Below are 26,748 nucleotides of genomic sequence, written 5' to 3' on the forward strand. Positions count from 1 at the left end.
ACCACCCTTGTTCTGCTTGATGTCTAACCGCGATCCCTTATCGGGTTCCGGGACCCTGTGTGGCGGGTAGTTTGACTGGGGCGGTCGCCTCCTAAAGCGTAACGGAGGCGCGCGAAGGTTGGCTCAGAGCGGTCGGAAATCGCTCGTTGAGTGCAATGGCATAAGCCAGCCTGACTGCGAGACTGACAAGTCGAGCAGAGTCGAAAGACGGCCATAGTGATCCGGTGGTCCCAAGTGGGAGGGCCATCGCTCAACGGATAAAAGGTACGCCGGGGATAACAGGCTGATACTGCCCAAGAGTCCATATCGACGGCAGTGTTTGGCACCTCGATGTCGGCTCATCTCATCCTGGGGCTGGAGCAGGTCCCAAGGGTACGGCTGTTCGCCGTTTAAAGAGGTACGTGAGCTGGGTTTAGAACGTCGTGAGACAGTTCGGTCCCTATCTGCCGTGGGTGTAGGATACTTGAGAGGAGTTGCCCCTAGTACGAGAGGACCGGGGTGAACGGACCACTGGTGGACCTGTTGTCGTGCCAACGGCAGTGCAGGGTAGCTATGTCCGGACAGGATAACCGCTGAAGGCATCTAAGCGGGAAGCCCCCCTCAAAACAAGGTATCCCTGAGGGCCGTGGTAGACCACCACGTCGATAGGATGGAGATGTAAGTGCGGTAACGCATTCAGTTGACCATTACTAATTGCCCGATAGGCTTGATTTGATCCAGTAGTAGCCAGGCTAACACCAACTACTCCTGATAAATCAGAAGCATACACACCATTGTGTATCAGAGACTTGGACAACATGGGTTCTTTCTTGGTCTGGTGGTCATAGCACAAGCGAAACACCCGATCCCATCCCGAACTCGGCCGTTAAGCGCTGTCGCGCCAATGGTACTGCGTCTTAAGACGTGGGAGAGTAGGTCACCGCCAGACCTAGTAAGAACCCAAAACGATTTCTCTCTTTCGATGCGCCCCTCGGGGCACAAACAAGCCCTAATCGTTACCGGATCAAGGGCTGACACGGCCAAGAACACACCTGTTCGACGCCAACCGGGCTCAAATAGCGCTCTGCGCGGTAGCCCAACAAAAGTGTCGCGGGATGGAGCAGCCCGGTAGCTCGTCAGGCTCATAACCTGAAGGTCGTAGGTTCAAATCCTACTCCCGCAACCAACACCAAAAAACACACCAAACCAAACCGCAGGCAAACCAGCCCACGCGGTCATCCCCATGCCCAATCCACGCGAAGATCGCAGAAGACGCAAAGCGACTTCAAGCGATGAGCACGGCGTACGAAATAGCCCCCGCCCAGATTGGGCGGGGGCTTTTGTGTTTGTCGAAAAGACCTGTCGGATCAGGAGGCAAACAACCCGTCGAAGTCCGCAAAGCCTTTGATTTCAATCGGGTTGCCCGAGGGATCAAAGAAGAACATCGTCCGCTGTTCCCCAGGCTCGCCTTCGAACCGGATCACCGGCGGGATGTCGAAGGAAATACCCTTCTCGGCCAGGCGATCTGCCAGCGCCAGCCAGGCGTCCAGAGGCAGCACGATCCCCATATGGGGCATCATCACCATGTGATCGCCCACCTTCCCGGTGCGCGTGGTCTTGAAGGGCTCGCCCAGGTGCAGCGACAGCTGGTGGCCGAAAAAGTCGAAATCGACCCAGGTGTCGGTCGAACGGCCTTCTTCACAGCCAAGCACATCGCCATAAAAGGCGCGTGCCTCATCCAGGTCGGTGACGTGAATGGCAAGGTGGAACAGCGATTTCATATCGGGATCTCCGGTTTGTCGAAATGTGCCGCCGGTCCCGCCGGACCGCGCGGCATTAGGTCAGGCGCCTGTCACAGCGCGGTTTCTTCCACCGGCGTCGCGGCCGGTGTCAGGGTCAATCTGGCGACGGTAGCGGCGATGCGGTCCACCGCTTCGCTTAGCAGGGCGTCGTCCACGGCATAGGCCAGCCGCAGGTAGCCGGGCGTTCCGAAGGCTGTCCCCGGAACTACGCCCACATGGGCCTCGGACACAAGGTATGCGCCGACGTCCACGTCGCTTTCCAGCACCGTGCCATCTGCACGCGTGGCGCCGATCAGCCCGCTGCAATCCGCGAACACATAGAAGGCCCCCGGCGGCACGTCCGAAGACAGGCCCGGGATCCTGGCAATCGCCGCCAGCAGCAGGTCGCGCCGGGCCTTCAGGCTGGCGCGCCAGTCGGACATGAACCCAAGGTCGCCATCCAGCGCGGCAATCGCCGCCGCCTGAGAAATGGTCGAGGCGTTCGAGGTGCTTTGCGATTGCAGGATGTCCATCGCCTTGATCAGGGCCTCCGGTCCCGTCGCATAGCCCAGACGCCAGCCGGTCATGGAATAGCCCTTGGACACGCCGTTGATCGTCAGGATCCGGTCGGCCAGGTCTGGCAGGGCAGAGGCCGGCGCGACAAAGGGATCTTCCTGCACCATGTGTTCATAGATGTCGTCGGCCATGATCAGCGCGTCGTGATCCGCCAGAACGCGACCAAGCGCCTGAAGCTCTGCCTGGGAATACACCGCGCCGGTCGGGTTGTTGGGCGAATTCAGGATCACCCACTTGGTGCGGGGCGTCAGCGCTTGGGCCAGGGCCTCGGGCGTCAGTTTCCAGCCCGCGTCGGGTGTGGTCTGCACGATCACCGGCACGCCGCCGGTCAGCCGCACCATGTCGGGATAGCTGACCCAGTAGGGCGCAGGCACAAGAACCTCGTCCCCGGCATCGATCGTAGCCAAGAGCGCGTTGAAGATCAGCTGTTTGGCCCCGGCCCCGGCGATGATCCGCGACACCGGCACGTCGATCCCGTTCTCGCGGGCGAACTTGCGGGCAATCGCGGCCTTCAGCTCGGCCGTGCCGGAGACGGCGGTGTATTTCGTCTGACCGGCGCAGATCGCGGCGATCCCGGCCTCGCAGACGTGGGACGGCGTGGCAAAGTCCAGCTCTCCCTCGCCCAGGTTGATGACGGAATGGCCCTCGGCGGACAGGCGGCGAAGGGTGTCGGAAATGGCGGCCGTCGGCGATGCCCCGACGACGGACATCCGCGTGGCGAGATAGGTCATGGATGGTCTTTCTGTTCGATTGGCGGGCAGGGGCTGCCCGGAGGGGGCCGGAGTGAACCGGCCCCGAAGCGGCGCATCACCCGGCAACCTGCAAAAGGTCGCGCGAAACAGACCCAAGCTGTTCATAGCCGGTTTCGGTGATCACGATGGTTTCGGACACGCCGACGGTGAACTGGCCATAGATCCGCAGGGCGGGCGGCAGGTGGAAGGCCATGCCGGGCTGTAGTTCGGTCGTGACGCCGGCGTTCAGCGACAGGATCGACCCTTCGCCCCAGTCGGGCGCAAAGGAGATACCGGTGGAATAGCCCAGGCGCTTGCGGAAGTTGTCGGTATAGCCCGCCTTGTCGATGACCTTCTGGCAGGCCAGGTGCGGCACTTCGCAGGTCACGCCCGGACGGATTTCGTCCAGCGCGACCGACAGCGCCTCTTGGCAGACCTTCATCATGTCCTGGGCAACCTGCGGCACCGGCCCCACCCAGGCCGAGCGCATGAGCGCGGCGTGATAGCGGTCGTGCACCGCGGCCATTTCAAGGAAGGCCGGATCGTTCGAGGACAGCGGCGTCCGCCGCCAGGTGCCATGGGGAATGCCGGTGCGGTGCGCGGTGGACACCAGCGGCTCCATCCCCATGTATTCCGACCCGGCCGCGATCGAGGCCTGCAGCATCGCCGCAACCAGGTCGTTGTCGGTGGCCCCGGCCTTCACCGCGGCAAGACCTGCAGTCATCCCGGCATCGACATAGGACGCGGCCTTGCGCAGTTTCTCGACCTCGGCGGGCGATTTCACGGCGCGCCCGGCCTCGACGATGCCGGCGCCGTCTTCGATCGCACCAAGCGCGTCGAGCATGGTTTCATAGACCGCGATCGGCAGGAACCAGCCCCGCTTGTCGATGGCGACGCGACGGCCCTTCAGCCCCATGCGGTCCAGCACACGCATCAGTGCGGCAATCGGATCCTCGGCGTCCTGGTAGACCTCGGCGTCGGGAATGAAGGTATTGGCGATGAAGTTGAAATACTCCAGCTGCCGGATGACAAAGACCGGATCGCCCTCTGCCGGAAGGATCAGCGCCTGGAAGGTGTAGTAACCGGGCGTCTGCTGACCGGTCAGGTAAAAGATGTTCTCGGGGCCGGTGATGACCAGCGCATCCAGCCCGGCCTTGGCCAGACGGGCGCGGGCCCCGGCCTGTCGTGCCTCGTATTCGGCCTTGGGAAAGGCGGATTCCTGTCCCTGTACGACACCTGCGGTTTCCATGTCAGTTCTCCATCATGTGCGGCGCGCGCCGCGTATCGAAAGGCAGCCCCAGTCCCGGGGCGTCGGGCAGGACGATCTGTCCTGCGGTGTAGGTCAGCCCCTGGGCGGGGTCGTCGATCAGCCCGTCCGCGCCGTAAAGCTCGGCCGCGACCGGCCGGGTCGCGAGGGCAAGATGCGCGGCGGCGGCCGTGGCCAGCCCGCCTTCGTTCATCTGGCCGATCATGTAGGGAAGGCCCCGGGCCTCGAAGGCCTGAACGGCGGCCAGCGCCGGGGTGATCCCCCCGGTCTTGATCAGCTTGAGATGCGCCCAAAGCCTGCCATTTGCCGCCTCGAACCCCTCGACCGCGCGGGCCACGTCAGACGGGCCTGCCATGCTTTCGTCCAGCATCAGCGGCATCGGAGCCCCCGCCGCCAGCGCGATCAGCGCGTCCCAGTCGCCCGGGGCTATGGGCTGTTCAACATACTTCAGATCCAGCGGGGCCAGCCGGTCCAGCCGGTCTGCGGCCAGTTCCACGGGCCAGCTTCCGTTGGCATCGATGGCCAGCACAAGGTCAGGGCCGAAGTGGTCGCGCAACAGCTGCAACCGGGCCAGGTCGGCGTCGAAATCCGCCCCGAACCGCAGCTTGAGGTCCGTGAAACCGCGCGCAACATAGGTCTTGGCCTGGGCCAGCATCTGGTCATCGCTGGACAGGAACAGCGTCTGGTTGCTGCCCCGGCTCAGCGGCACGGGCCGACCGGCCAGAAGATGCGCCAGTGGCAGGCCCTTCTGCCGCGCCTCAAGATCCCAAAGTGCGCAATCCACCAGCGCCCGCACCGGCGCGGGGGCGGCGCTGTCCATCAGGCCGCGGCGCAGATCGGCAGGTGTCTTGCCCCAGTCAAGGCGGGCCACCAGGTCCTGCGCAGCTGCGATCAGGACCTCGGCGGGATAGCCGTTCAGATAGGCGCAGTTCAGCCGCACCTCGGCCACGGCCATCGGCGCGCCAAGCGGTCCAAGCCGCAGGTACAGCGCGTCCAGCCCGGCAATCGCGCCTGAACTGGCGGTGTGCAGCGTCAGACCCTGATAGTGCAGCGACGCGCGGTGAAACCCGGTCTCCACCTCAGTTCCCCAGAACCTGTTGCGCGATGTCGCCATAGATCTTGGCCGAGACGATGAATTCGTCGCGCGGCACATATTCGTCGGGCTTGTGCGCCACCCGGATGTCGCCCGCGCCGATGACGGTGCCGGTGGCCCCGGCGTCGATGAAATGCACCAGGTCGCAGGCCCCCTGGAACCCGAAGGGTCCCGCGTCGCTTTGCCCCGAGGCGCGGCAGGCCGCGAGAGAGATCTGCACGATCTCGGCCTCTTCGGCGGTTTCCGTGGCGCCGCCCGTGGTGGCGTTCTTGCCGGTGATCTCGCAACGCAGGTTCAGATCCTTGCGGGCGCTGTCCAGCAGGGCCTCGATCTCGGCCATGGCGGTGTCGTCGGTTTCGCCCGGGATCAACCGCCGATCCAGCAGCAGTTCGCAGGCGTCTGGGATCACGTTGTCCGCATGGCCGCCGCTGATCCGGGTGACCGTCAGGCTGGGATTGCCGACCAGCGGATGGCTGCGTTGCGACAGCACATCGTCGTGGTAGGCGGCGATCCGGGGCATCAGCAGACCGGCGGCGAAGATGGCGTTTTCCCCAAGGTGCGGGCTGCCCGAATGGGCGGCGCGACCCAGTACCCGCACGCGCGGCCGGAACGACCCCTTGTGCGCAGAAAAGACCGTGTTGCCCGTGGGTTCGCCCACGACGACCATGTCGATGTCCTGCTTGCGGGCGCAGTAGTACTTGGCCCCTTCGCTGGCGACTTCTTCGTCGCCGGTAAAGACGCCCATCAGGGTGCCGGACCAGTTTCCCCGGTCCTCGGCCATCAGGCGCAGCGCTTCCAGCATCGCGGCCAGCGGGCCCTTGCAGTCGCAGCTGCCGCGCCCGTAAAGGTTCCCGGCCCGCTCTGTGAGCGTGAAGGGGTCGCTTTGCCAGCCATCACCCGCCGGAACCGTGTCCATATGGGTGTTGAAGGCAAAGACCGGGCCGGGTCCGTTGGCCAGGACCGCTTCGGCATTGAAGCGGCCCGGGGCGTATTCTTCCAGCCGGACCTGGAACCCAAGCGGGGCCAGCCAGTCTCGGATGTATTCGGCCACCGCCTTTTCGCCGCCCGGCGGGTTTTCCGACGGAATGGCGACAAGATCGGTCAGGGTGGTCAGAAGCCGGGTCGGCTGAGGCTGGGCAATCATCTTGGGGGTCCGGTTGGCTTAGTGCAGGATCTGCGACAGGAATTTCTGCGCACGTTCATTGGCGCGGCCGCCGAAGAATTCTTCGGTCGCAGCATCTTCGAGGATGCAGCCATCCTCCATAAAGACGATGCGGTCGGCGGCGCGGCGGGCAAATCCCATCTCGTGGGTGACGCAGACGGTGGTCATGCCCTCGTTCGACAGCTCGGTCATGACGTCCAGAACCTCGCGGATCATCTCGGGATCCAGGGCCGAGGTCGGTTCGTCGTACAGCATGATCTTGGGCCGCATGGCCAGCGCCCGGGCAATGGCCACGCGCTGCTGCTGACCGCCCGAAAGCTCGTCCGGGAAATGGTCAGCTCGCTCGGGGATATGCACCTTGCGCAGCAGCTCCAGCCCCAGGTCATGGGCGTCCGCCTTGCTCATCCCCAGCACCTTCATCGGGGCCAGCATGATGTTCTCGACCGCGCTGAGGTGTTGGAACAGCTCGAAGTTCTGGAAGACCATGCCGATGTCGCGGCGCAGCTTGTCCGCCCCGCGAAGATCGCCCGAAACCTCGTGACCTTCGAAGACGACCGACCCCTTGCTGGGCGGCTCAAGCAGGTTGATGCAGCGCAGCAGGGTGGACTTGCCGGACCCGGACGGCCCGATCAGAACCACGGTTTCCTTCTTCTTGACCCGCAGGTTGCAGCCCTTGAGCACGGTGAGGTCGTCGAATGTCTTGTACACGTCGACCAGTTCCAGGATCTTTTCTTCAGCGGACATTGTCGCCTCCTGCGGTCTGGATGGATGTGAGGATGCGGCGGGCGACGGCACGGGGGCCACGGTCACCGGCGGCACGGCGGCGGCGCAGCTTGGGATCCAGCGCGGATTCCATTGCGCCCTGCGCCATCATGAAGATCGTCGTCAGGCCAAGGTAGTAGATCCCGGCGGCGGTCAGCGCCTCGAAGTAACGGAAGTCGGCGGATGCGGTCTGGTTGGCGACCAGCAGCAGGTCCTGCACGGCGATCACCGACACCAGGGCCGAAGTCTTGAGCATCCCGATCATCTGGTTGCCCATGGGCGGCAGCACGATCCGGGCGGCCTGGGGCATGATGATCCAGCGCAGGATCGACAGCCGCGACATACCAAGTGCCTGGCCCGCGACCCGCTGGCCCTTTTTCACCGACTGCAGACCAGAGCGGATGATTTCCGCCATATAGGCCCCTTCGTTCAGCGAAAGCGCGATGACCCCGGACCAGAAGGCGTTGAAACGAATATCGAAACTGGGCAGCACATTGTAGATGAAGATGATCTGGAACAGCACCGGCGTACCGCGGAACAGCCACAAGTACAGCACCGTCAGCACCCGCACCGGGGCAAAACGAACCTGCTGGGCCAGGGCGATGATAAAGCCGGCAAGCACGCCGAAGAACAGCGACACCAGGGTGATCAGCAGGGTGATCCAGGCACCGTTCAGAAAGGATTGAGAGGTCAGATACTGGACGACCAGGTCTAGGGACATGTGCCACCGCCTTTGTCTTGAGGAGGTGCCCCGCCGACGCCTGGTCGCCGGGGCGGAAGGGTCAGGTTATTTGAAGATCGACACCGAAGCGGGCAGGTTCCACTTGGCCACCAGCGCGTCATAGGTGCCATCGGCCACGATTTCGTCCAGCGCGGCGGCAACGGCGTCCTTCACTTCGGTCTCGCCCTTGCGGAAGGCCATGCCGACGCGGGTGTTCTGTTCGAATTCCTCGCCGACGACTTCATAGGTGTCCGCCACCTTTTCCAGCAGCATCACGGCACCGGGGGTGCTGTCATAGATCGCATCGGCGCGGCCCTGGCGCAGGGTCAGCGCGCTGTCCTGGGCGGTCGGCAGGGTCATCACGTTGATGCCGTCCTTGCCGGCCGCGGTGCAGCGTTCGTCATCGGCGCGCGCCTGGCTTTCCTGGATGCCGCCCAGGGTCACCGCGATGGTCATGCCGCACAGCGAATCGTCACGCCCGGTGATGCCCTTGGGGTTGCCCGCCTGGACCACGACACGGTTGCCGATCTGCATGTATTCCAGGAAATCCACCTGCTCGGACCGGGCCGGGTTGATGTACATGGCCGAGTTGATGAAATCGATCCGGTCGCCCTGCAGCGCGGGGATCAGACCTTTGAATTCCATGTTCTTGGCGACCGGCTCGGCCCCCAGTTTTTCTGCAAGTGCAGCCATCATGTCGATGTCGAAACCGGTCAGTTCGCCATCGCGAGAAAATTCGAAGGGCGCGAAGGTCGCCGCGACGCCATAGGTCAGCTTGCCGCTTTCGATCAGGCCCGAGGACGGCAGATCCGCCGCCATGGCCGAGGTTGCAACAAGGCTTGCCAGCGCGCCGGCAAGGAAGTGGGAAACAGGTCGTTTGGTAGGCATGGGAGGGCTCCTGTTGAAAGATTTTGCTTATAGCATTGTTCAAGCGTACATCATTTGTACAACGAAAGCGGATTGGGGCGATTTTGTCCGGCGGCGGCGTCCATCGAGAACTTTTGCCTAAAAATGTGGCTTGTCGCCCCGATATGCGCCGATATGCAAGAAAATCAGGCGGGAATTTGGGATTCTGACGCGAAGTAGCAGCGAATTTTGGGGCCGTCGCTTTTCATCTTGCCCTCGTTTCATTGTTTCGTTTGTATTGTGATGTACAATTCGAAAGCCCGAACAGATGTCCTCTGCCAGCCAGGCCAGGCACGCGCTTGCCAACCAGATCCTTGATCTCGTGATCGAATCCCGGTTCGAACCGGGGCACCATCTGCGTGAACAGCAGCTGGCCGAGATCCTGGGCGTGTCCCGCACCCCGATTCGTGCCGCGCTGGCGCTGCTGGCGGAAAAAGGCGCGTTGGAGGCGATCAAGAACAAGGGCTACTTTCTGCGCCTGCGAACGGATCAGCTGACCCGGGTCGAGGTCGAAACGCCGCTGTCCTCGACTCAGCGCATCTACACCCGGATCATGCAGGATCGCATCGCCCAGGACCTGCCCGAGGAGGTCTCTCTGGCTGATCTGGGTCGCCGCTATGACATGGACCGCAGCACCCTGCGCAACGTCATGGCCGAGCTTGAGCGCGACGGCCTGGTCACCCGGGGTCCCGGTCGCAACTGGTCCTTCATGCCGACCATGGGGGACATGGAATCGCAGAAGGCCAGCTATGAATTCCGCCGCCTGATCGAACCCCAGGGTCTTCTGATGCCCAGCTTCCGTGCGGATATGGCGGTGGTGGATCGGATGCGGCTGCAGCACCTTTATTTCCACGATCATCCCAGCCTGAACGCCGGCATGGGCAAGCAGCTGTTCGAACTGGACGCGGCCTTTCATGAAGGCATCGCCGAGTTTTCGGGCAATCCCTTCCTGCTTCAGGCGATCCAGCATCAGAACCGTCTGCGCCGCCTGCTGGAGTTCGCAAGCTACCAGAATCGCAGCCGAATCCGGGAATGGTGCCGGGAACACATCCAGATCCTTGACGCCATCGCCAAGGGCCGCCTGTCTGAAGCGTCCGAGCTGATGACCCGCCATCTGGGCGGCGCGGAACAGGCCAGCACGGCACAGGCGTCCCGCTCCAAATGACGCTTTGGCTGGTAGAACACGACACGGTCCACCCGGCCGAGGACATGATGCTGGCCGCTGCGCTGGCCGATGCGCTTGGGGCCGGGGTGGTGACCCTGGACACGGGCGGCGGCGGACTGGGTGCCTATGAGGCGCGCCAGCACGTGACCGACGTAGGGCTTGGCCTCAATGGGCTGTTCTGGATCGAATGGTACAGCAATGCTTCGGCCAAGGGGCCTTTGCCGCCCGGTGTCATCGCCACCTGGGCGCAGGGCGACTGGGTCGTGCCGGTCAATCCGGCGGTCTCGGCGCAGGCCGACATGGCGCGGCGTCTTGCCGATCGCGCGGAACAGTTGGACCAACCGGTCCAGCACGTGATCATCGAACAGGGGCAAGACGGATGGCATGTCGCCGGGGATTGTCCCGCCGATTTTCCCAAGCATTGGCAAAGGGATGCCTATGGCCGCCCCGTCGCGGATCCACCTGTTCACCACGCAACTCAGGCCAATATCCTGATCGTCGGATCGGAACACAGGCAGCGCCAGACCTATCCGGCGGTCCTTGCCGCGCTTGGCGATGCCGCCGACGCGCTTGGTCTGACACTGACCCTGCGCTTCTGGGACCCGGCCGAGGCATCGCCCAACAGCCTTCCCGATGATCTGCGCGACCTTGATGGCATCGTGCTGCCCGGCGGGGCCGACATGGACCAGGTGGCCGGTCAGATCCGCGTGGCTCGCGCCGCGATTGCCGCGGACATCCCGCTTTTGGGGCTGTGCCTGGGCATGCAGACGCTGACTACCGCCGTCGCGCAGATGCGCGCGGGCTTCAACGATGCCAACATGGAAGAAGCCGCGCCCGACGCCGAAACCAAGGTCTTCCGCCGCCTGGCCCAATCCGAAGTGACGGGCGGCTTTCGGATCGGCCGGGGCCGGGCGCATCCGGTTGCGGGCACGCGGCTGGCCGCTATCCTGGGCGAGGCCGAGGTGCAGGTCCCGGTGAATCACCGCTATGTGCTGGACCCGGTGTTGCACGACTCCCTGCGCCGCGCCGGTCTGGTCATCTCGGCCTGGCAAGAGGGAGCGACGCTGGCCGATGCGGTCGAACTGCCCGATCAGCGCTTTTGCATCGGGCTGCAGGGCCATCCGGAGCTTCTGACCCGCCGGCACCGGCCCCATCCGCTTTTCACCGCCTTTCTCAAGGCGCTCGACCTCTGACTGCAAAGACCCAAGGAACCCCCTGATGACCTCTTCCCTGATCGCCCTTGTCACCCGCCTGTCCGACGAGGCCGAGGCGCAATGGCTGGACCTTCTGCGTGCCGCCCTGCCTGGCGAAACGGTGCTGTCGCTGCGCGCCATGACCGCGGAACAGCGCGACCAGGCCGATATCGCCGTGGTTGCCAATCCCGACCCGAACGATCTGAAAAGCCTGCCGAATATCGCCTGGGTGCACAGCCTTTGGGCGGGGGTTGAACGGCTTGTCGCGGAACTGCCGGGCTTTGACCGCCCGATCGTGCGCCTGGTCGATCCGCAGCTGGCCCGCAACATGTCCGAGGCCGCGCTGGCCTGGACCTTCTACCTGTTCCGCGACATGCCCGCCTATGCCCGTCAGCAAGAGCAGAAGATCTGGAACGCGCTGCCCTATCGCCGGGCCAGCGATGTCACCGTCGGGATCCTCGGGCTGGGCGAGCTGGGCAGCGCCTCGGCCGATCGGATCCGGGCGCAGGATTTCAACGTCACCGGCTGGAGCCGCAGCCAGAAGGACCTGCCCGGTGTCACCTGCCGCTCGGGCGAGGCAGGGCTGACCCAGGTGCTGGAGGAAAGCGACATCATCCTGTGCCTGCTGCCGCTGACCGCGGCGACGCGCGGCCTTCTGAACGCCGAACGGCTGGGGCAGATGAAACAGGGCGCGGGGCTGATCAATTTTGCCCGGGGTCCGATCATCGACAGCGACGCGCTGATCGCTGCGCTGGACAGCGGCCATCTGGGGCACGCGGTGCTGGACGTCTTTGACCAGGAACCGCTGCCCGAGTCCTCATCGCTGTGGTCGCATCCCGGCATCACCGTGCTGCCGCATATCTCGGGCCCGACCGACCCCAGGTCCGGTGCGGCCATCGTAGCGGGCAACATCCGCGCCTACCGCGACACCGGCGCGCTGCCCGATCACGTGGATCTGACCGTCGGCTATTGACCCGACCCCCGGGGGCGGTTGCCTTTCCGCCCCCGCATCCATAAAGCAGACCCCAGCCAAACCGGGCCCCGGCCGCGCGTTAGCCATCCGACATGCTTCCTTTCCGATCCGAGAGAGACCATGGGCTATCGCTATGACCCGGTGCAGACCCCCGCACCCCCGCGCTATGATCACCGTGCCGAGGCCCAGTTCGACATGGGCGTCACCGGTGACCTGCTGACCCGTGTCGCCACCTACATGCGCGAGGCGGACGTGCAGCTGGCCGAATTCCCGGGCCAGCTGTCGCTGACCCTGGCCCAAGGCGATGTGGTGCTGAGCACCAGCGACGAAGTGCTGGACATGCAGATCGCCGCGCTGGACGCGATCGCCCTGCAGCTTGTGCGCGACTACATGGCCTATGTGCTGGATTTCCTGCTGCCGGGCCTGGCGGCCAAGGCCGTCTGGAAGGGCGAGATCCGGCGCAACACCACGCCGCTGAACTTTGCCACCGCGCAGGTGGTCAGCTGCACCCGCGTCGCGCCCAGGTTCCTGCGGATCACCCTGGCCTGCGACGACACCCTGCGGCTGGCCGAGGGGCGGGGCATGCATTTTTCGCTTCTCCTGCCGCCCGAGGGTCGCGCGCCCGTCTGGCCCCGCCTGGATGACAGCGGCCGAACGGTCTGGGCCGATGGGGCGGATCTGCTGCACCGCGCCGCCTATACCTTTGTCGATCTCGACCCCGTGGCCGGGCGTTTCACCTTTGACATCTTCGAACATGAAGGCGGTCACACAACCGAATGGGCCCGCCGCGCCCAGGCCGGCGACATCGTCGGCATCACCGGCCCGGGCAGCGGAGATTTCCCCGCAGGGCGCGACGTGCTGATGGCCGGGGACGAAACCGCGCTGCCGGCGCTGCGCCGGATCCTGGAACATTCGCCCGCGGATCGCCGTGGCGATGTGCTGATCGAGGTCGGTCATCCCGAAGACATCCTTGATCTGCCCCATCCGCCGGGCATCCGCCTGCACTGGGTCGTGCGGGCGCGGGGCGAAACGCTTTGGGATCGGTTGTCGGTCATGGACGCGCCCGAGGGGCCGGATCGTCATGTCTGGGTCGCGGGCGAACAGGACCTGGTGCGCAAGGCCCGCGCCCGGTTCCGCCGGGAGCAGGGCGTCGGGGCCTCGGAAGGGTATTTCGCCAACTACTGGGCGTCCTGAGATCGCGCCCAGAGGGTCTGTGCCCAAAGCCTCCACGCCCCTTATTCATTTGACCCCCCGGATCCTGCGTGCTGTAAGCCCGCCGAACGCACGTCCACCGGGAATGGGGAATTCATCATGTCAGCCAACAAACGTGTCGTCCTGTCCAGCGATCATGCCGCGATCGAGCTGCGCCAGGCCATCGCCAAGCACATCACCGATCTGGGCTGGGACGCGGTCGACATTGGCCCGACCACGCCGGAAAGCACCCATTATCCTCTGCATGGCCGCGCTGCTGCGGAACGCGTCGCCTCGGGCGATTGCGCGCTTGGGATCATCCTGTGCGGCACCGGGCAGGGCATCATGATGGCCGCCAACAAGGTCGAGGGCATCCGCTGCGGCGTCTGTTCCGACACCTTCTCGGCCAAGATGATCCGCGCCCACAACAATGCGCAGATCCTGTCGATTGGCGCGCGCGTCGTGGGCGACAGTCTGGCGCTTGAGATCGTCGAGGCCTTCCTGGCCACCGAATTCGAAGGCGGCCGCCATGCCACCCGCGTGGACATGATCGAAGGGGCTTGATCGGCCCCTCTGATACACACGACCAAGGCACGGGCTGGCCCTTTCGGCTGTCCCGTGCTTAATGGCCCCGACATCGAAAGGGGCCGCCCATGTATATCGCCACACTGATTGCCAAAACCCTGGATCCCGCCGCCGTCGAGGCGCTGCGCAACGCCTGGGGGGGCGGCACGGTCACCTGGCTGGCCCCGGATCACGCGGCCGAATTTCCCCTGTCCGAAGTGCCTGGCAATTTTCGCGACATCTGGTCCGATCTTCAGGCAATTCAGATTGATCTGAACATCCAGCCCGCCGAGGGCCGGAAGAAGAAGATGCTGCTGGCCGATATGGACAGCACCATGATCCAGCAGGAATGTATCGACGAACTGGCCGAAGAGGCCGGGGTGGGCGAGCGCGTCAAAGACATCACCGCCCGCGCCATGAATGGCGAATTGGATTTCGAAGGCGCGCTGACCGAACGGGTCGGCCTTCTGAAGGGCCTGCCCGAGGCGGTGATCCAGCAGGTCATCGACACGCGCATCACCCTGATGCCCGGCGGGCCCGAGCTTTTGGCGACGATGAAGGCCAATGGGGCCTATTGCGCGCTGGTCTCGGGCGGGTTCACCGCCTTTACCGCAAAGATCGCCGAAACGCTTGGCTTTGACGAAAACCGCGCCAACACGCTGATCGCCGAAGGCGGCACCCTGACCGGGGGCGTCGGCCGCCCGATCCTGGGGCGCGAGGCCAAGGTGCAGGCCCTGGAAGAGATCACTGCGCGCCTGGGTATCACCGAAGGCGAGGTGATCGCCGTGGGGGACGGGGCCAATGATCTGGGCATGCTGACCCGCGCCGGGGCCGGTGTGGCGCTGCACGCCAAGCCGACGGTGGCCGCGCAATGCGAGATCCGGGTGAACCACGGCGATCTGAGCGCGCTGCTCTATCTGCAGGGCTATACGAAGGCCGAGTTCGTCGGCTCCTTGGCCGGTTAACCGGCCTTCCTCGCGGCGCAATAATTCGCGCATGCGTTAATTAACATTTGCGTTAATAAAAGAATCGGGCCAGCCTGTGGGTATGACACAGCTGACCCGAACCTTTGCCGCCTTGTCCGATCCGACCCGTCTGAGCCTGGTCGAAACCCTGATCGCCTCGGGGGAGCTGCCCGCAGGGGCGCTGGCGGCGCAGGCCACGATTTCCGCACCCGCCATATCGCGCCACCTGAAGGTACTGCGCGAAGCCGGGGTGGTGCGGCAGCGGATCGAGGGCACGCATCGGTTCTATTCCGTCGATGCCGGGGCCCTGGCGCGGATCAACAGCTGGACGATGGATCACCGCAGCTTCTGGGGCAAAAGCCTGGACCGGCTGGACGGGATGCTTGCGCTTGACCCCGAGGGAGAGGACCAATGAAGGATACGGAAACTGCAGATGTGGAGTTGATCCGCGACTATGCCGTGGCGCTGACCCGGTTGTGGCGGGCGGTGACGGAGCCGGTGCAGATCCTGCAATGGTTCGGCCCCGAGGGCGTCTATCTGGACGACTGCCAGATGGATTTCCGTACCACCGGCCCCTGGAGCTGCACGATGCGCGGCAAGGACAGCGGATCGCGATTCAAGGTCTCGGGGCAGATCACCCATGTCAGCCCGCCCGAAGGCGGGCGTGGGTCCGTCGGCTTTACCTGGGCCTGGCACGATGAGGACGACCGGCGCGGGCCGGAAAGCCATGTGAGCTTTGCGGTGGAGGAAACCGCAAGCGGCGCGCGCCTGACCCTGACGCATCGCGACCTGGCCAGCGCCGAGGCCGCGCAGGACCACACCCGCGGCTGGCTGTCGACCCTGCGGAAGATGGATTTCTTCCTAGACCCGCAGGCCTCGCTTGTCCCGACGACCCGCTGAGTTCTGACCCGGATTTCAAGCCCCACTTTCACACCTGAGCCCAAGGAGGCCACCATGCCCAAGTATCTGTTCATCTACCACGCCGACGCCCCGATGAAGCCCGAACCCGGCCAGGAGCAGGAGGCCATGGCCGCCTGGGGCCGCTGGATGGAAAAGGTCGGCCCGAACCTTGTCGATCCCGGTGAGCCGGTGGGCATTTCGAAATCGGTCGGCCCTGATGGCGTGTCCGACAAGGTGGTGAATGCCGCCTTCGGCTATTCCATTGTCGAGGCCGACAGCATCGAAGCCGCCTGCGAGCTGGCGAAGGGCAACCCGATGATCGACGGCGGCGGATCCGTCGAAGTGGCCGAGATTATGCCGATCGAGATGTGATCGGGGTGGGGGTGCTTATGACCCCATGACGTAGTGCATCTGGTTTCGGTTGTGAGGGGGCTGTCTGCCCCCTCTGCCGCCCCGGGGGCGGCATTCACCCCCGAGGATATTTGTGAAAACCAAAGAGTGTGAGTCTTTTGGGTTATTCGCCGTAGGGCACCCAGACGGTCTTGACCTCGGTTGCCTGGTCGAGGAAGGCGCGGCCCTCGCCCTCTGCGCCCATCCAGTCGCGGGCGCGGGCATTGTTGACCCATGTGCGCTTGAGGTTGCCGGCGCTTTGGCCTTCGATGATCTCTGACAGGTCGGTGGAAGAGAAACTCCAGACCGCATCGAGGTCGAGATGCGCGGCGAGGGTGGGGGCGAGTTCGGCATGCGCTCCGGTGACGATGTTCACCACCCCGCCGGGCACGTCCGAGGTGTCGAGCACCTGATAGAAGTCGGTCGCGGCGAGGGGGTAGGCCTCGGACGGGACCAGCACCACGCGGTTGCCCATGGCGATCGCCGGGGCCATGACCGACACCAGCCCCAGCAGCGGCACGTCATCGGGGCAGAGCGCGCCGATCACGCCGACGGGTTCGCGCACGGCCAGGGCCATTCCGCGGATCGGCACCGACCGTAGGTCGCCCGCGTATTTGTCGGCCCAGGCCCCATAGGTGAACAGCCGTGACACGGCCTCGGCCACCTCGGCCTTGCCGGTCTTCGCGCCGGTCATCGTGTCGATGCGGGCGGCGAATTCAGACGCGCGCGCCTCCAGGTTCTCGGCGATGTAGTAGAGGATCTGCGCCCGCAGATGCGCGGTGGTGCCAGACCAGGATTTCGCGCCCTGCGCGGCCTCCACCGCGTTGCGGATGTCCTTGCGGTTGCCGATGCCCACATGGCCGATCAGCTGGCCGCGCGGACCATAGACCGCCTTGGAATAGCCGCCGTCGGGGCGCGCCTGCTTGCCCCCGACATAAAGCTTTGCCGTGCGGTCCAGCGCATCGCCGACCTCGTCCGGCTTGCCGGTCTTCGGTTCGATCCGCGCCAGCGGCTTGGTCTTGCCCGCGGGTTTCAGATAGGCCGACAGCCCCTCCCATCCGCCTTCGCGGCCAAAGCCCGATTCCCGCACGCCGCCGAACCCGGCCGCCGCGTCGAACATATTGGTGCCGTTGATCCAGACCACGCCCGCGACCAGTTTCGGCGCCATCCCGAGCGCAAGGTTCACATTCTCGGTCCAGACCGAGGCCGCGAGCCCATAGCGCGTATTGTTGGCCAGCTGCACGGCCTCTTCCGGGGTGCGGAAGGTGCAGGACACCAGAACGGGGCCAAAGATCTCCTCCTGCATCAGCCGGTCGGCGGGGGCGAGGCCGGTGATCAGCGTTGGCGGATAGTAACAGCCCTCGGGGATCGCGCAGGCCGCGCGATAGACTTCACCGCCTGAGCCGTCCACCAGCCCGCGGATCGCCTCCAGCTGCACGGGGTCGACCACGGCACCGACGTCGATGCTCTTGTCCAGCGGATTGCCGACGCGCAGCTTGTCCATGCGGGCCTTCAGCTTGGCATGGAACCGCTCCGCCACGCCCTCCTGCACCAGCAGGCGCGACCCGGCACAGCAGACCTGGCCCTGGTTGAACCAGATCGCATCGACCAGCCCTTCGACCGCCGAATCCAGATCGGCATCGTCAAAGACCACATAGGGTCCCTTGCCGCCCAGCTCCAGCGTCAGGGATTTGCCCTGACCCGCCGTGGCGACACGGATCTTCCGCCCCACCTCGGTCGAGCCGGTGAAGGCCACTTTGTCCACGTCCTCATGGGTCACGATCATCTCGCCCACGCGGCCATCGCCGGTGACGATGTTGATGACCCCCTTGGGCACACCCGCCTGGCGGCAGATGTCGGCAAAACACAACGCGGTCAGAGAGGTATATTCCGCCGGTTTCAGCACCACGGTATTGCCCGCCGCAATCGCCGGCGCGACCTTCCAGGCCAGCATCAGCAGGGGGAAGTTCCAGGGGATCACCTGACCACAGACACCGACCGGCTCCATTCCCGGGGCCTCGCGCTCCATCAGCTGGGCCAGGCCGGCGTGGTAATAGAAATGCCGCGCCACCAGCGGCACGTCGATGTCGCGCGCCTCGCGGATCGGCTTGCCGTTGTCCATCGTTTCCAGCACGGCCAGCAGGCGTGCATGTTTCTGCACCAGCCGGGCCAGCGCATACAGAACCCGCGCGCGCCCCTTGCCGCCCAGCTTCGCCCATTTCGGCTGTGCCTTGCGGGCCGCGGCCACCGCTGCCTCCACATCCGCCGCCGTGCCTTGGGTCACATGGGCCAGCACCTCGCCCGTCGCGGGATTGCGGCTTTCAAAGGTCTCACCGACCTCGGTCCAGGCCCCGTCGATGAAATGGCCAAAGCGGTCGCCCTGGTCCACAAGCCAGGCCAGCGCATCGCCCGCTGCCTCGGGGGCCGGACCATAATCCATCGACTCGAAGATCTCTTTCACGCTCATCGGGGGGCCTCACTCTCGGTCAGCACATGATAGTCACAAGACAGGTCAGGCCATCCTAGTGCGCCCGTAATCCCCATCATCTTGCCGGAAATACTCAAAAAATCCTCAGCTTGTCGCATGACGCCACCCTGCGGAATAGGCTCCGGTCACGTGATGTTCCAGCTGCCGCTCGATATCACCCAGAAGCGACGAGGCCCCAAAGCGGAACAGATCAGGCTGCAGCCAGCGATCGCCCAGCTCTTCTTTCATCAAGGACAGATAGACCAGCGCATCCTTGGCCTTGGAAATCCCGCCCGCGGGCTTGTAGCCGACGCGATAGCCGGTGCGCTCGTGATAGTCGCGGATCGCGCGGATCATCACCAGGCTGACGGGCAGGGTGGCGTTCACGCTCTCCTTGCCGGTCGAGGTCTTGATGAAATCCGCCCCCGCCATCATGCACACCAGCGAGGCGCGGGCGACATTGCGCAGCGATCCCAGCTCACCCGTCGCCAGGATCGCCTTTACATGCGCCTCGCCACAGGCGGCGCGGAAGGCGCGCATCTCGTCATACAGCGCCTGCCAGTTGCCGGTCAGCACGTGGCGGCGGGAAATCACGATGTCGATCTCCTCGGCCCCGGCGGCGACGCTTTCGCCGATCTCGGCCAGGCGCAGGTGGAACGGCGACAGACCAGCGGGGAAGCCGGTCGACACTGCCGCGACCGGCACGTCAGAGCCGGACAAGGCCCCGACCGCCGCCGGCACCATGTCGTGGTAGACGCAGACCGCGCCGGTGGTGATCTGCTCCATGCCAAGCGCGTCCAAGATGTCCGCGCGCACCGGGTTCAGGGCCTTGGCACACAGCCGCCGCACCCTCCCCTCGGTGTCGTCGCCCGCCAGGGTGGTCAGGTCGATGCAGGTGATCGCCCGCAGCAGCCAGGCCGCCTGGTAATCCTTCTTCACCGACCGCCGACCGGGCAGCGTGGCGCAGCGGCGCTCGATCGCGGACCGGTTGGCCTCGGCCCCCAGCACCCAGTCCAGGTCCAGCGCCTGCCCGGGATTTCGCGCATCCGTCGTCTGGGGCAGCTGGGCAGCCTGCGTGTCATGCGCGCCCTGCTCGGTTGTCTCTACCTTGGTCTGCATCCGCTCCTCCGGGGCTTCATGGCGGTTCGGGCGCAGGGTGTCATGCGCCCAACCCCTTGGCAAGCGCGCCGCGAGGGCAGCCAATGCAGCAAAAATCCGCACATCTTCACCGCCAGTTGCGAATGGATGGGGGTCTAGTTGAGAATCGTTCGCATTCCGCTTGACAAAGTTGCGAACCGTTCTCAATTTCCCGAAGAAACCGCGACCCAGAAGGACCCGACCGCGATGACACCGACCCGACGCAGGCTGCTGACCACCGGCCTTGCCGCTGGCGCGACGCTGGGCCTTGGCCCTGTGCTGAAGGCACCCGCCCTCCGGGCGCAGAACCGGCTGAACGTCGTCGCCACCACCGGCATGATCGCCGATGCCGCGCGGTTCATCCTGGGCGACGCGGGCGAGGTGCGCGCGCTCATGGGGCCCGGGGTCGATCCCCATGCCTTCCGCCAGACCCGCAGCGATATCGTGGCCATGACGCGGGCCGACCTGACGCTCTGGCACGGGCTCTACCTCGAGGCGCAGATGGAGGAATTCCTGCTGAACCTCGCCCGGCGCCGCAGTGTCGTGCCCGTCGCAGACCGGATCGACCCGGCGCTTCTGCTGAGCCATCCGGATTATGACGGCCGCTTCGACCCCCACGTCTGGATGGCCCCCGAAATCTGGAGCCACGTGGTCGCCTCGATCGCGGACGCCCTGCAAGAGGCGCAGCCCGACCTCGCCCCCACGTTCGAGGCCCGCGCGACCGAGTATCGCGACACTGTTGCCGCCCTGCATGCCTATGCCAGTGACGTCCTCTCGACCGTGCCCGAGGACAGCCGCGTGCTGGTCACCGCCCATGATGCCTTCAGCTATTTCGGCCGTGCCTACGGCTTCGAGGTCCTGGGCATCCAGGGGATCTCGACCGAGAGCGAGGCAGGCCTGAACCGCATTCGCGACCTTGTCGACACGCTGGTCACCCGCAGGATCGGGGCCGTCTTTGTGGAAACCTCGGTGTCGGACCGCAACATGCGCGCGCTGATCGAAGGGGCCGCCGCCCGGGGACACAAGGTCACCATCGGCGGAGAGCTGTATTCCGACGCCATGGGCGAGCCGGGCACCTATGAGGGCACCTATCCCGGCATGATCGACCACAACGTCACCACCATCGCCCGCGCGCTGGGCGGCACCGCGCCCGAGAAGGGCCGCATCGGTCAGCTGGGGGCCGCAGGATGACCCAGGCCGCCGCCATGATGTCCCCCCTGCCGTCCGAGCAGGCCAGCGCGGCCGTGCCCCTGCCGCTGAAAGTGCGCGGCATGACCGTGTCCTATGGTGCGACCCCTGCGGTCTTTTCAGCCGACATGGACATCGCGCCGGGGGCCATGACCGCGATCATCGGCCCGAACGGCGCAGGCAAATCGACGCTGCTGAAGGCGACGCTGGGGATCATCCCGCGCCTCTCGGGCCAGGTTGAGGTCTTCGGCCAGCCGCTGGACCGGGTCCGGGCGCGGATCGCTTATGTGCCGCAGCGCGCCAGCGTCGACTGGGATTTCCCGACCCGCGCGCTCGACGTGGTCGAAATGGGGCTTTATCGCCAGCTGGGGCTTCTGGGCCGGCTGACCCGCCAGCACCGCAGCCTTGCGCGGGACTGTCTGGACCGGGTGGGCATGGCGGATTTCGCCGGCCGCCAGATCGGCCAGCTTTCGGGCGGTCAGCAGCAGCGTGTCTTCCTGGCCCGGGCGCTGGCCCAGGGCGCGGATCTTTACATGCTGGATGAACCCTTTGCGGGCGTCGATGCAGCCACGGAAAAGGCCATCATCGACGTGCTGAAATCCCTGAAGGACGAGGGGCGCACCATTCTGGCCGTGCATCACGACCTGTCGACCGTGCCGGATTACTTCGACAATGTCTTCATCATCAACCGCAGCCCGGTGGCCGCGGGCCCTGTCGCCACGGCCTTTACCGAAACCGCCCTGCAAAGCGCCTATGGCGGGCGGCTGGCCACGGGGCTGCTGGATCAGCTGTTCCCCTCGGCCGGGCCCGCGCCCATGCCACAGCCCTTCCCCACGCTGGACGCGTGAGGGGCGTAAAGGGCAAGGCATGAGGGCAAGCGGATGATGGATCTGGGCTATAACACCCTTCTGGTCGCCACCGGCGCGGGCCTTCTGGGCATCGCGGCGGGGGTGACGGGGGCTTTTCTGTACCTGCGCAAACGCTCGCTTGTCAGCGACGCGATCAGCCATGCGACGCTGCCCGGCGTGGCGCTGGCCTTTATCTTCATGGTCGCCCTTGGTGGCGAGGGGCGCAACCTGGTGGGGCTTCTGGGCGGTGCGGCGCTGTCGTCGCTGGCGGGCCTTGCAGTGGTGCAATGGCTGACCCGCCGCACCCGCCTGGGCGAGGATGCGGCGATCGGCGCGGTGCTGTCGGTCTTCTTCGGCTTTGGCATAGTGCTTCTGACGGTGATCCAGACCCTGGGCGCGGGCCGTCAGGCGGGGTTGGAGACCTTCCTGCTGGGCTCGACCGCCGGGATGCTGCGCGCCGATGCCATCGTGATCGCGGTCGGGGGCGCGCTGACGCTGCTGGCCTGCCTGCTGCTGCGCCGGCCCATGACCATGGTGTCCTTCGATGCGGAATATGCCGCGACCCAGGGGCTGGTCCCCGCACGGGTGGACATGGGCATGATGGCGCTGGCGCTGGCCGTCACCACCATCGGGCTGAAGATCGTCGGGCTGATCCTGATCGTCGCCCTGTTGATCCTTCCTGCCGTCGCCGCGCGCTTCTGGACCGAACGGGCCGAGGTCGTGGCGCTTCTGGCGGGGGTCATGGGCGGGCTGGCCGGGGCCTCGGGGGCGGTGCTGTCGGCGCTGGCCCCGGATCTGCCGACCGGGCCGATCATCGTTCTGGTGGCGGCGGCGCTGTTCACCTTGTCGCTGGTGTTTGCGCCCGAACGCGGCGTGCTGGCCGGGGCCATCGCCTATATGCGGTTCCGCCGTCAGGTGCACATGCGGCAGGGGTTGCTGGCGCTGGCCCATGGGCACCGCGTGCACGAAAGCTATTCCCGCCGTCTTCTGGGCCGCGCCGGGCTGATCCGCGCTGATGGCGTGGTGACCGATCAGGGCCGCAGGCTGGCGGCCTGGGCGGCCCGCGACGAACGGCGCTGGTCCTACCTGCGCAGCCGCCCCGAGGGCGCGGCGCTGGCCGCGCGCTATGACGGGCTGACCCCGATCGAGGATCTGGTGACCCCGGATCAGCTGCGCGCGCTGGATGACGCGATTGCTTCGGACGGGGCGGGGCCCCAGGCCAGGGGCCGGGTGCCCGAGGGGAGAAGCTGATGGGATCGGAATTCGTTGCCCTGTCGCTGCCGCCGATCCTGATCGGGTGCCTGGCCGCCGTGGCCTGCGCCCTGCCGGGGAACTTCCTGCTGCTGCGGCGTCAGGCGCTGATCGGCGATGCGATTTCCCACGTGGTCCTTCCGGGCATCGTCGTGGCCTTCCTGCTGACCGGCATGGTCAGCACCTGGCCGATGATGCTGGGGGCCGCCGGGGCCGCGCTTGTTGCCGTGGCGCTGATCCAGATCGTGCAGCGCGTCGGACGGATCGAGCCGGGCGCCGCCATGGGCGTCGTCTTTACCACGATGTTTGCCGGAGGGGTGCTTCTGCTGGAGCAATCCGACACCTCGAACGTGCACCTGGACGTGCAGCACGCGCTTTATGGCAATCTGGAAAGCCTGATCTGGCTGGATGCCACCGGCTGGCACAGCCTTCTGGATCCCGAGGCGCTGGCCTGGCTGCCGCCGGAGCTGACCCGCATGGCCGTGGTCGCCGCTTTGGTGGCGCTGTTCATCGCCGCGCTTTGGCGGCCCTTGGCGATTTCGACCTTCGACGAAGGGTTCGCCCGCACCATTGGCATCCCGGTAACCCTGCTGGGGCTGGCGCTTGTGGTGGTTTCGGCCATGGCGGCGGTGGCGGCCTTCGATGCGGTAGGGTCGATCATCGTGATCGCCATGTTCATCTGTCCGCCCGCCGCCGCGCGGCTGATGACCGACCGGCTGGCGACGCAGGTCTGGATCAGCGCCGGGCTGGCGCTGGTCTCGGCCGTGCTGGGCTATGTTCTGGCGGGCTACGGGCCGCTGTGGCTGGGGGCGGATGACGCTGTCAGCGCCGCGGGCATGATCGCCACGGTCTCGGGGCTGATCCTGGGCGGTGCGGCGCTGTTCGGGCCGAAGCGGCGCGGTCAGTCGGGCTGAGTGAAGCGGGTGGCCAGGGCCTCGAACCCCTTTTGCAGAAGCGCGGTGTGATCGGTCAGGATGACCGGCACATGGGCCGCCTGAAGCGCGCGGGCGTAATCGCCGACCAAGGGGCCATCCCCGATCAGCACGGCCTGCTGGCCCAGCCAGAGTGTGCGCGACGCGCCCACGTCGGCCCCGGCCAGCGCGGCGCGGATCTGTGCCGGGCGGGTCAGATCACCCAGCAGGGTCAGCAGCTTTTCCGGCCGGTCCAGCGCTGCGTCCAGAACCTTGCGCGTGTCCCCGGCCTGCTCGTCCGGCCCTGACGCGCCGGCCTCGCCCTGCGACAGGGCCAGGGCAAGCGCGGGGGCCGCAGAGGTGGTCAGGTGGATGACCTCGCGGGCCGAGAGCGTCGCCCAATGGGTCGCCGCCGCGCCGCAGTGGATCGCGATGCCGTCCCAATGCGGGTTGAGGTGCTGAAAGCCCAGCAGCGCCAGCCGGGCCTGCGCGCCAAGCGCCCCGAGGGGGCCAAGCGCGATGTGATCGCCCGCGGTTTCGGGCGGCAGCAATTCGGCGGGCATGGGCAGCGGTGTCAGCGCATCATCGACAAGGATCCGCAGCGGGGCCTCTGCGCTGCCCCAGGATCCGGGCGATCCGGCAATCCGTCCATTCCAGGTTGTCGTAGTCATGGGCGCGACATAGGGCGCGCCGCCGCATCGGTCAATGCGGCGACGGCCTGCATCGGATCACTCGGCCACGGCGCGGGGGCTGGGGCGGGCGGTCAGGGTCGCATGGGCGTCGTATTGCGACAGGAAGACCTCTCCGCTGAGGTCGGTCAGGAAATGCGTCCGCTTGAGCCGGTCCATCACCGGGCCCTTGACCTCGGACAGGTGCAGCTTGATCCCCATGTCGGTCAGGCGGGTGTTGATCGCCTCGAGGCTTTCCAGCGCGGACATGTCGATGTCGTTTACGGCCGAGCACATCAGCACCACGTGTTCGATCGGTTCGTCACAGGTGACGCGGTCATACAGAAGATCCTGCAGGAAATGCGCATTGGCGAAATACAGGCTTTCGTCGATGCGGATCGTGACCACGCGGGGATCGGTCTGCACGTCGTGGCGGGTGATGTTGCGGAAGTGCTGCGTGTTGGGAACCAGCCCGACCTCGGCCACATGGGGGCGCGACGTGCGGTATAGGAACAGCAGGATCGACAGGGCGACGCCGGCCGAGACGCCGACCTCGACCCCGATGCCGAGGGTCAGCAGGATCGTGGCGCTGACGGCGGCGAAATCCACCCGGCTGTAGGCCCAGGTCTTTTTCAGGATCGACAGGTCCACCAGCGACAACACGGCGACGATGATGGTCGCGGCCAGCACGGCCTTGGGCAGGAAGAACAGAAGCGGCGTCAGCAGAAGCGCGGCCAGGCCGATGCCCACGGCGGTGAAGGCCCCGGCGGCAGGGGTTTCCGCGCCCGCGTCGAAGTTCACGACCGAGCGGGCAAAGCCGCCGGTGACCGGGTAGCCGCCGCTGAGGGCGGCCGCGACATTGGAGGCCCCGAGGCCGATCAGCTCCTGATCGGGGGCGATGCGCTGGCGGCGTTTCGCGGCCAGGGTCTGGGCGACCGAGACGGATTCCACGAAGCCGATGATCGAGATCAGAAGCGCCGAGAGGAACAGCTGCCCCCAGAGGTCGGCCGAGAAGGCCGGCAGGGTCAGCGGTGGCAGACCCATGGGGACGTCACCCACGATGGCCACGCCGCGCGCGTCCAGCCCGAAGGTCCAGACCAGCAGCACCGAGACCGCCACGGCCATCACCGGCCCGGCCTTGGCCAGAAGATCCGCCAGCCGGGGCTTCAGCCCAAGCGCCAGCAACCGCGGCTTCAGCCCCTTGCGGACCCAGAAGAGGAACCCGAGGGAGGCCAGCCCGATCACCAGTGTATAGGGGTTGGTCTGGCCCAGATGCGCCAGCAGGCTGCCGATCAGCGCGACCAGGTTGTGGCCCTCGGCCGAGATGCCGAAGATATGTTTCAGCTGAGAAGTAGCGATCAGCAGCCCCGAGGCGGTGATGAAGCCGGCAATGACCGGGTGCGACAGGAAATTCGCCAGGAATCCGAGGCGGAAGAGCCCCATGGCCAGCAGCATCAGCCCCGACAGGAAGGCCAGCGTGATGGCGGCGGCGATGTATTCCGGCGTGCCCTGCGCGGCGAGCTTGCCAACCGCGGCGGCGGTCATCAGCGAGACCACGGCCACCGGCCCGACCGCCAGCGCCCGCGAGGTGCCGAAGATCGCATAGGCGACCAGCGGCAGGATCGAGGCATAGAGCCCCATCTCGGGCGGCAGCCCGGCCAGCAGAGCATAGGCGAGCGACTGGGGGATGAGCATGATGGTGACGATCACCGCCGCCACCATGTCCGAGGTCAGCGTGTCGCGGGAATAGTCGCGGGACCAGTCAAGGATGGGAAGATAGCGCCGGAGCGCGGCGGGGGAGAGGTTTGGCTGTTTCACGGGGCAGGGTCCTGAAATCGGGAAGCCACGGCGGGCGTTGGATTACATATATTATAATGTGAATGTGTTTTTCAAGTCCTGGTTTTGCAGTGGTGTGCCGAGATGCGGAGTGGCCGCGTGATGCGGGGGAGTGTAGTGCGG

General features: G+C 65.8%; 25 protein-coding genes, 1 tRNA gene and 2 rRNA genes. 16 read left to right on the top strand and 12 right to left on the bottom strand.

Features of this window, described 5'->3' with window-relative positions; all coding sequences use genetic code 11:
• The 3 genes from BMX99_RS00005 to BMX99_RS00015 form a co-directional block, all read left to right on the top strand.
• Window positions 1–714: ribosomal RNA gene (locus BMX99_RS00005) — 23S ribosomal RNA — on the top strand; the annotation flags it as partial.
• Between the two features lie 99 nt (window positions 715–813).
• Window positions 814–928, top strand: a 5S ribosomal RNA gene (gene rrf, locus BMX99_RS00010).
• Window positions 929–1,088: 160 nt separating this feature from the next.
• Window positions 1,089–1,165: transfer RNA gene (locus BMX99_RS00015), tRNA-Met, on the top strand.
• A 181-nt stretch (window positions 1,166–1,346) separates the two neighbouring features.
• Here BMX99_RS00015 and BMX99_RS00020 read toward each other — a convergent pair.
• The 8 genes from BMX99_RS00020 to BMX99_RS00055 form a co-directional block, all read right to left on the bottom strand.
• Window positions 1,347–1,760, bottom strand: a complete 414-nt coding sequence (locus tag BMX99_RS00020; protein WP_093445765.1) for a VOC family protein — start codon at window positions 1,758–1,760, stop codon at window positions 1,347–1,349.
• 71 nt (window positions 1,761–1,831) lie between these two features.
• On the bottom strand, window positions 1,832–3,067 hold the full coding sequence (locus BMX99_RS00025; protein WP_093445766.1) for a pyridoxal phosphate-dependent aminotransferase: 1,236 nt from the start codon (window positions 3,065–3,067) through the stop codon (window positions 1,832–1,834).
• A gap of 76 nt (window positions 3,068–3,143) precedes the next feature.
• The gene (locus BMX99_RS00030) at window positions 3,144–4,316 is read right to left on the bottom strand and encodes a M24 family metallopeptidase (protein ID WP_093445767.1); all 1,173 of its coding nucleotides are present in this window, start codon (window positions 4,314–4,316) and stop codon (window positions 3,144–3,146) included.
• A gap of 1 nt (window position 4,317) precedes the next feature.
• On the bottom strand, window positions 4,318–5,412 hold the full coding sequence (locus tag BMX99_RS00035) for a mandelate racemase/muconate lactonizing enzyme family protein (protein ID WP_212632884.1): 1,095 nt from the start codon (window positions 5,410–5,412) through the stop codon (window positions 4,318–4,320).
• Window position 5,413: 1 nt separating this feature from the next.
• Window positions 5,414–6,571 carry a M20 family metallopeptidase gene (locus tag BMX99_RS00040; RefSeq protein WP_093445769.1) on the bottom strand — a complete coding sequence of 386 codons (1,158 nt, stop codon included), beginning with the start codon at window positions 6,569–6,571 and terminating at the stop codon, window positions 5,414–5,416.
• 18 nt (window positions 6,572–6,589) lie between these two features.
• A complete protein-coding gene (locus BMX99_RS00045) occupies window positions 6,590–7,333 on the bottom strand; it encodes an amino acid ABC transporter ATP-binding protein (protein ID WP_093445770.1) in 744 nt (247 codons plus the stop codon).
• A complete protein-coding gene (locus BMX99_RS00050; protein ID WP_093445771.1) occupies window positions 7,323–8,072 on the bottom strand; it encodes an amino acid ABC transporter permease in 750 nt (249 codons plus the stop codon). Before BMX99_RS00050 ends, BMX99_RS00045 begins: the two co-directional genes overlap by 11 nt.
• Window positions 8,073–8,138: 66 nt before the next feature.
• The gene (locus BMX99_RS00055) at window positions 8,139–8,960 is read right to left on the bottom strand and encodes an ABC transporter substrate-binding protein (RefSeq protein WP_093445772.1); all 822 of its coding nucleotides are present in this window, start codon (window positions 8,958–8,960) and stop codon (window positions 8,139–8,141) included.
• A gap of 286 nt (window positions 8,961–9,246) precedes the next feature.
• Between BMX99_RS00055 and BMX99_RS00060 the strand changes: the two genes are divergently transcribed.
• The 9 genes from BMX99_RS00060 to BMX99_RS00100 all read left to right on the top strand — a co-directional run bounded on the left by BMX99_RS00060 (window position 9,247) and on the right by BMX99_RS00100 (window position 16,301).
• Window positions 9,247–10,143, top strand: a complete 897-nt coding sequence (locus BMX99_RS00060) for a GntR family transcriptional regulator (RefSeq protein ID WP_093445773.1) — start codon at window positions 9,247–9,249, stop codon at window positions 10,141–10,143.
• The gene (locus tag BMX99_RS00065) at window positions 10,140–11,336 is read left to right on the top strand and encodes a glutamine amidotransferase-related protein (RefSeq protein ID WP_093445774.1); all 1,197 of its coding nucleotides are present in this window, start codon (window positions 10,140–10,142) and stop codon (window positions 11,334–11,336) included. Before BMX99_RS00060 ends, BMX99_RS00065 begins: the two co-directional genes overlap by 4 nt.
• Before the next feature lie 25 nt (window positions 11,337–11,361).
• A complete protein-coding gene (locus BMX99_RS00070) occupies window positions 11,362–12,309 on the top strand; it encodes a 2-hydroxyacid dehydrogenase (protein ID WP_093445775.1) in 948 nt (315 codons plus the stop codon).
• A 120-nt stretch (window positions 12,310–12,429) separates the two neighbouring features.
• On the top strand, window positions 12,430–13,503 hold the full coding sequence (locus BMX99_RS00075) for a siderophore-interacting protein (protein ID WP_093445776.1): 1,074 nt from the start codon (window positions 12,430–12,432) through the stop codon (window positions 13,501–13,503).
• 117 nt (window positions 13,504–13,620) lie between these two features.
• Window positions 13,621–14,064, top strand: a complete 444-nt coding sequence (gene rpiB / locus BMX99_RS00080; protein WP_093445777.1) for a ribose 5-phosphate isomerase B — start codon at window positions 13,621–13,623, stop codon at window positions 14,062–14,064.
• Between the two features lie 89 nt (window positions 14,065–14,153).
• Complete coding sequence (gene serB, locus BMX99_RS00085; protein ID WP_093445778.1) at window positions 14,154–15,029, top strand: phosphoserine phosphatase SerB; 876 nt, start codon at window positions 14,154–14,156, stop codon at window positions 15,027–15,029.
• Between the two features lie 82 nt (window positions 15,030–15,111).
• Complete coding sequence (locus BMX99_RS00090) at window positions 15,112–15,444, top strand: ArsR/SmtB family transcription factor (protein WP_093445779.1); 333 nt, start codon at window positions 15,112–15,114, stop codon at window positions 15,442–15,444.
• Window positions 15,441–15,929 (top strand): SRPBCC family protein, encoded by a 489-nt coding sequence (locus BMX99_RS00095; RefSeq protein ID WP_093445780.1) that lies wholly within the window; start codon window positions 15,441–15,443, stop codon window positions 15,927–15,929. The genes BMX99_RS00090 and BMX99_RS00095 overlap by 4 nt, the downstream gene beginning before the upstream one ends.
• A gap of 54 nt (window positions 15,930–15,983) precedes the next feature.
• On the top strand, window positions 15,984–16,301 hold the full coding sequence (locus tag BMX99_RS00100; protein WP_093445781.1) for a YciI family protein: 318 nt from the start codon (window positions 15,984–15,986) through the stop codon (window positions 16,299–16,301).
• 142 nt (window positions 16,302–16,443) lie between these two features.
• On the opposite strand, the gene BMX99_RS00105 is transcribed toward BMX99_RS00100, so the two are convergent.
• Window positions 16,444–18,786 carry an aldehyde dehydrogenase family protein gene (locus BMX99_RS00105; protein WP_093445782.1) on the bottom strand — a complete coding sequence of 781 codons (2,343 nt, stop codon included), beginning with the start codon at window positions 18,784–18,786 and terminating at the stop codon, window positions 16,444–16,446.
• Between the two features lie 105 nt (window positions 18,787–18,891).
• Complete coding sequence (deoC, locus tag BMX99_RS00110; RefSeq protein WP_093445783.1) at window positions 18,892–19,905, bottom strand: deoxyribose-phosphate aldolase; 1,014 nt, start codon at window positions 19,903–19,905, stop codon at window positions 18,892–18,894.
• Between the two features lie 225 nt (window positions 19,906–20,130).
• On the opposite strand from deoC, the gene BMX99_RS00115 reads away from it, so the two are divergent.
• From BMX99_RS00115 to BMX99_RS00130, 4 genes are read left to right on the top strand one after another with little or no spacing between them, the layout of a single operon-like run.
• Window positions 20,131–21,114, top strand: coding sequence for a metal ABC transporter solute-binding protein, Zn/Mn family (locus tag BMX99_RS00115; RefSeq protein ID WP_093445784.1), 984 nt, complete (start codon window positions 20,131–20,133; stop codon window positions 21,112–21,114).
• 14 nt (window positions 21,115–21,128) lie between these two features.
• Entirely contained in the window at window positions 21,129–21,959 is an 831-nt protein-coding gene (locus tag BMX99_RS00120; protein WP_093448337.1) for a metal ABC transporter ATP-binding protein, read from the top strand.
• A 33-nt stretch (window positions 21,960–21,992) separates the two neighbouring features.
• Window positions 21,993–23,210, top strand: coding sequence for a metal ABC transporter permease (locus BMX99_RS00125; RefSeq protein WP_093445785.1), 1,218 nt, complete (start codon window positions 21,993–21,995; stop codon window positions 23,208–23,210).
• On the top strand, window positions 23,210–24,124 hold the full coding sequence (locus BMX99_RS00130; protein WP_170848810.1) for a metal ABC transporter permease: 915 nt from the start codon (window positions 23,210–23,212) through the stop codon (window positions 24,122–24,124). Before BMX99_RS00125 ends, BMX99_RS00130 begins: the two co-directional genes overlap by 1 nt.
• Here the strand turns inward: BMX99_RS00130 and BMX99_RS00135 are convergent.
• Both BMX99_RS00135 and BMX99_RS00140 read right to left on the bottom strand, forming a co-directional pair.
• Window positions 24,112–24,792, bottom strand: coding sequence for a 2-dehydro-3-deoxygalactonokinase (locus tag BMX99_RS00135; protein WP_093445787.1), 681 nt, complete (start codon window positions 24,790–24,792; stop codon window positions 24,112–24,114). The genes BMX99_RS00130 and BMX99_RS00135 overlap by 13 nt on opposite strands.
• Before the next feature lie 57 nt (window positions 24,793–24,849).
• Entirely contained in the window at window positions 24,850–26,607 is a 1,758-nt protein-coding gene (locus BMX99_RS00140) for a SulP family inorganic anion transporter (RefSeq protein ID WP_093445788.1), read from the bottom strand.
• Window positions 26,608–26,748 lie beyond the last annotated feature (141 nt).

Source organism: Pseudooceanicola nitratireducens, from assembly GCF_900109195.1.
In the GTDB taxonomy this organism is placed as follows: Bacteria; Pseudomonadota; Alphaproteobacteria; order Rhodobacterales; family Rhodobacteraceae; genus Pseudooceanicola; species Pseudooceanicola nitratireducens.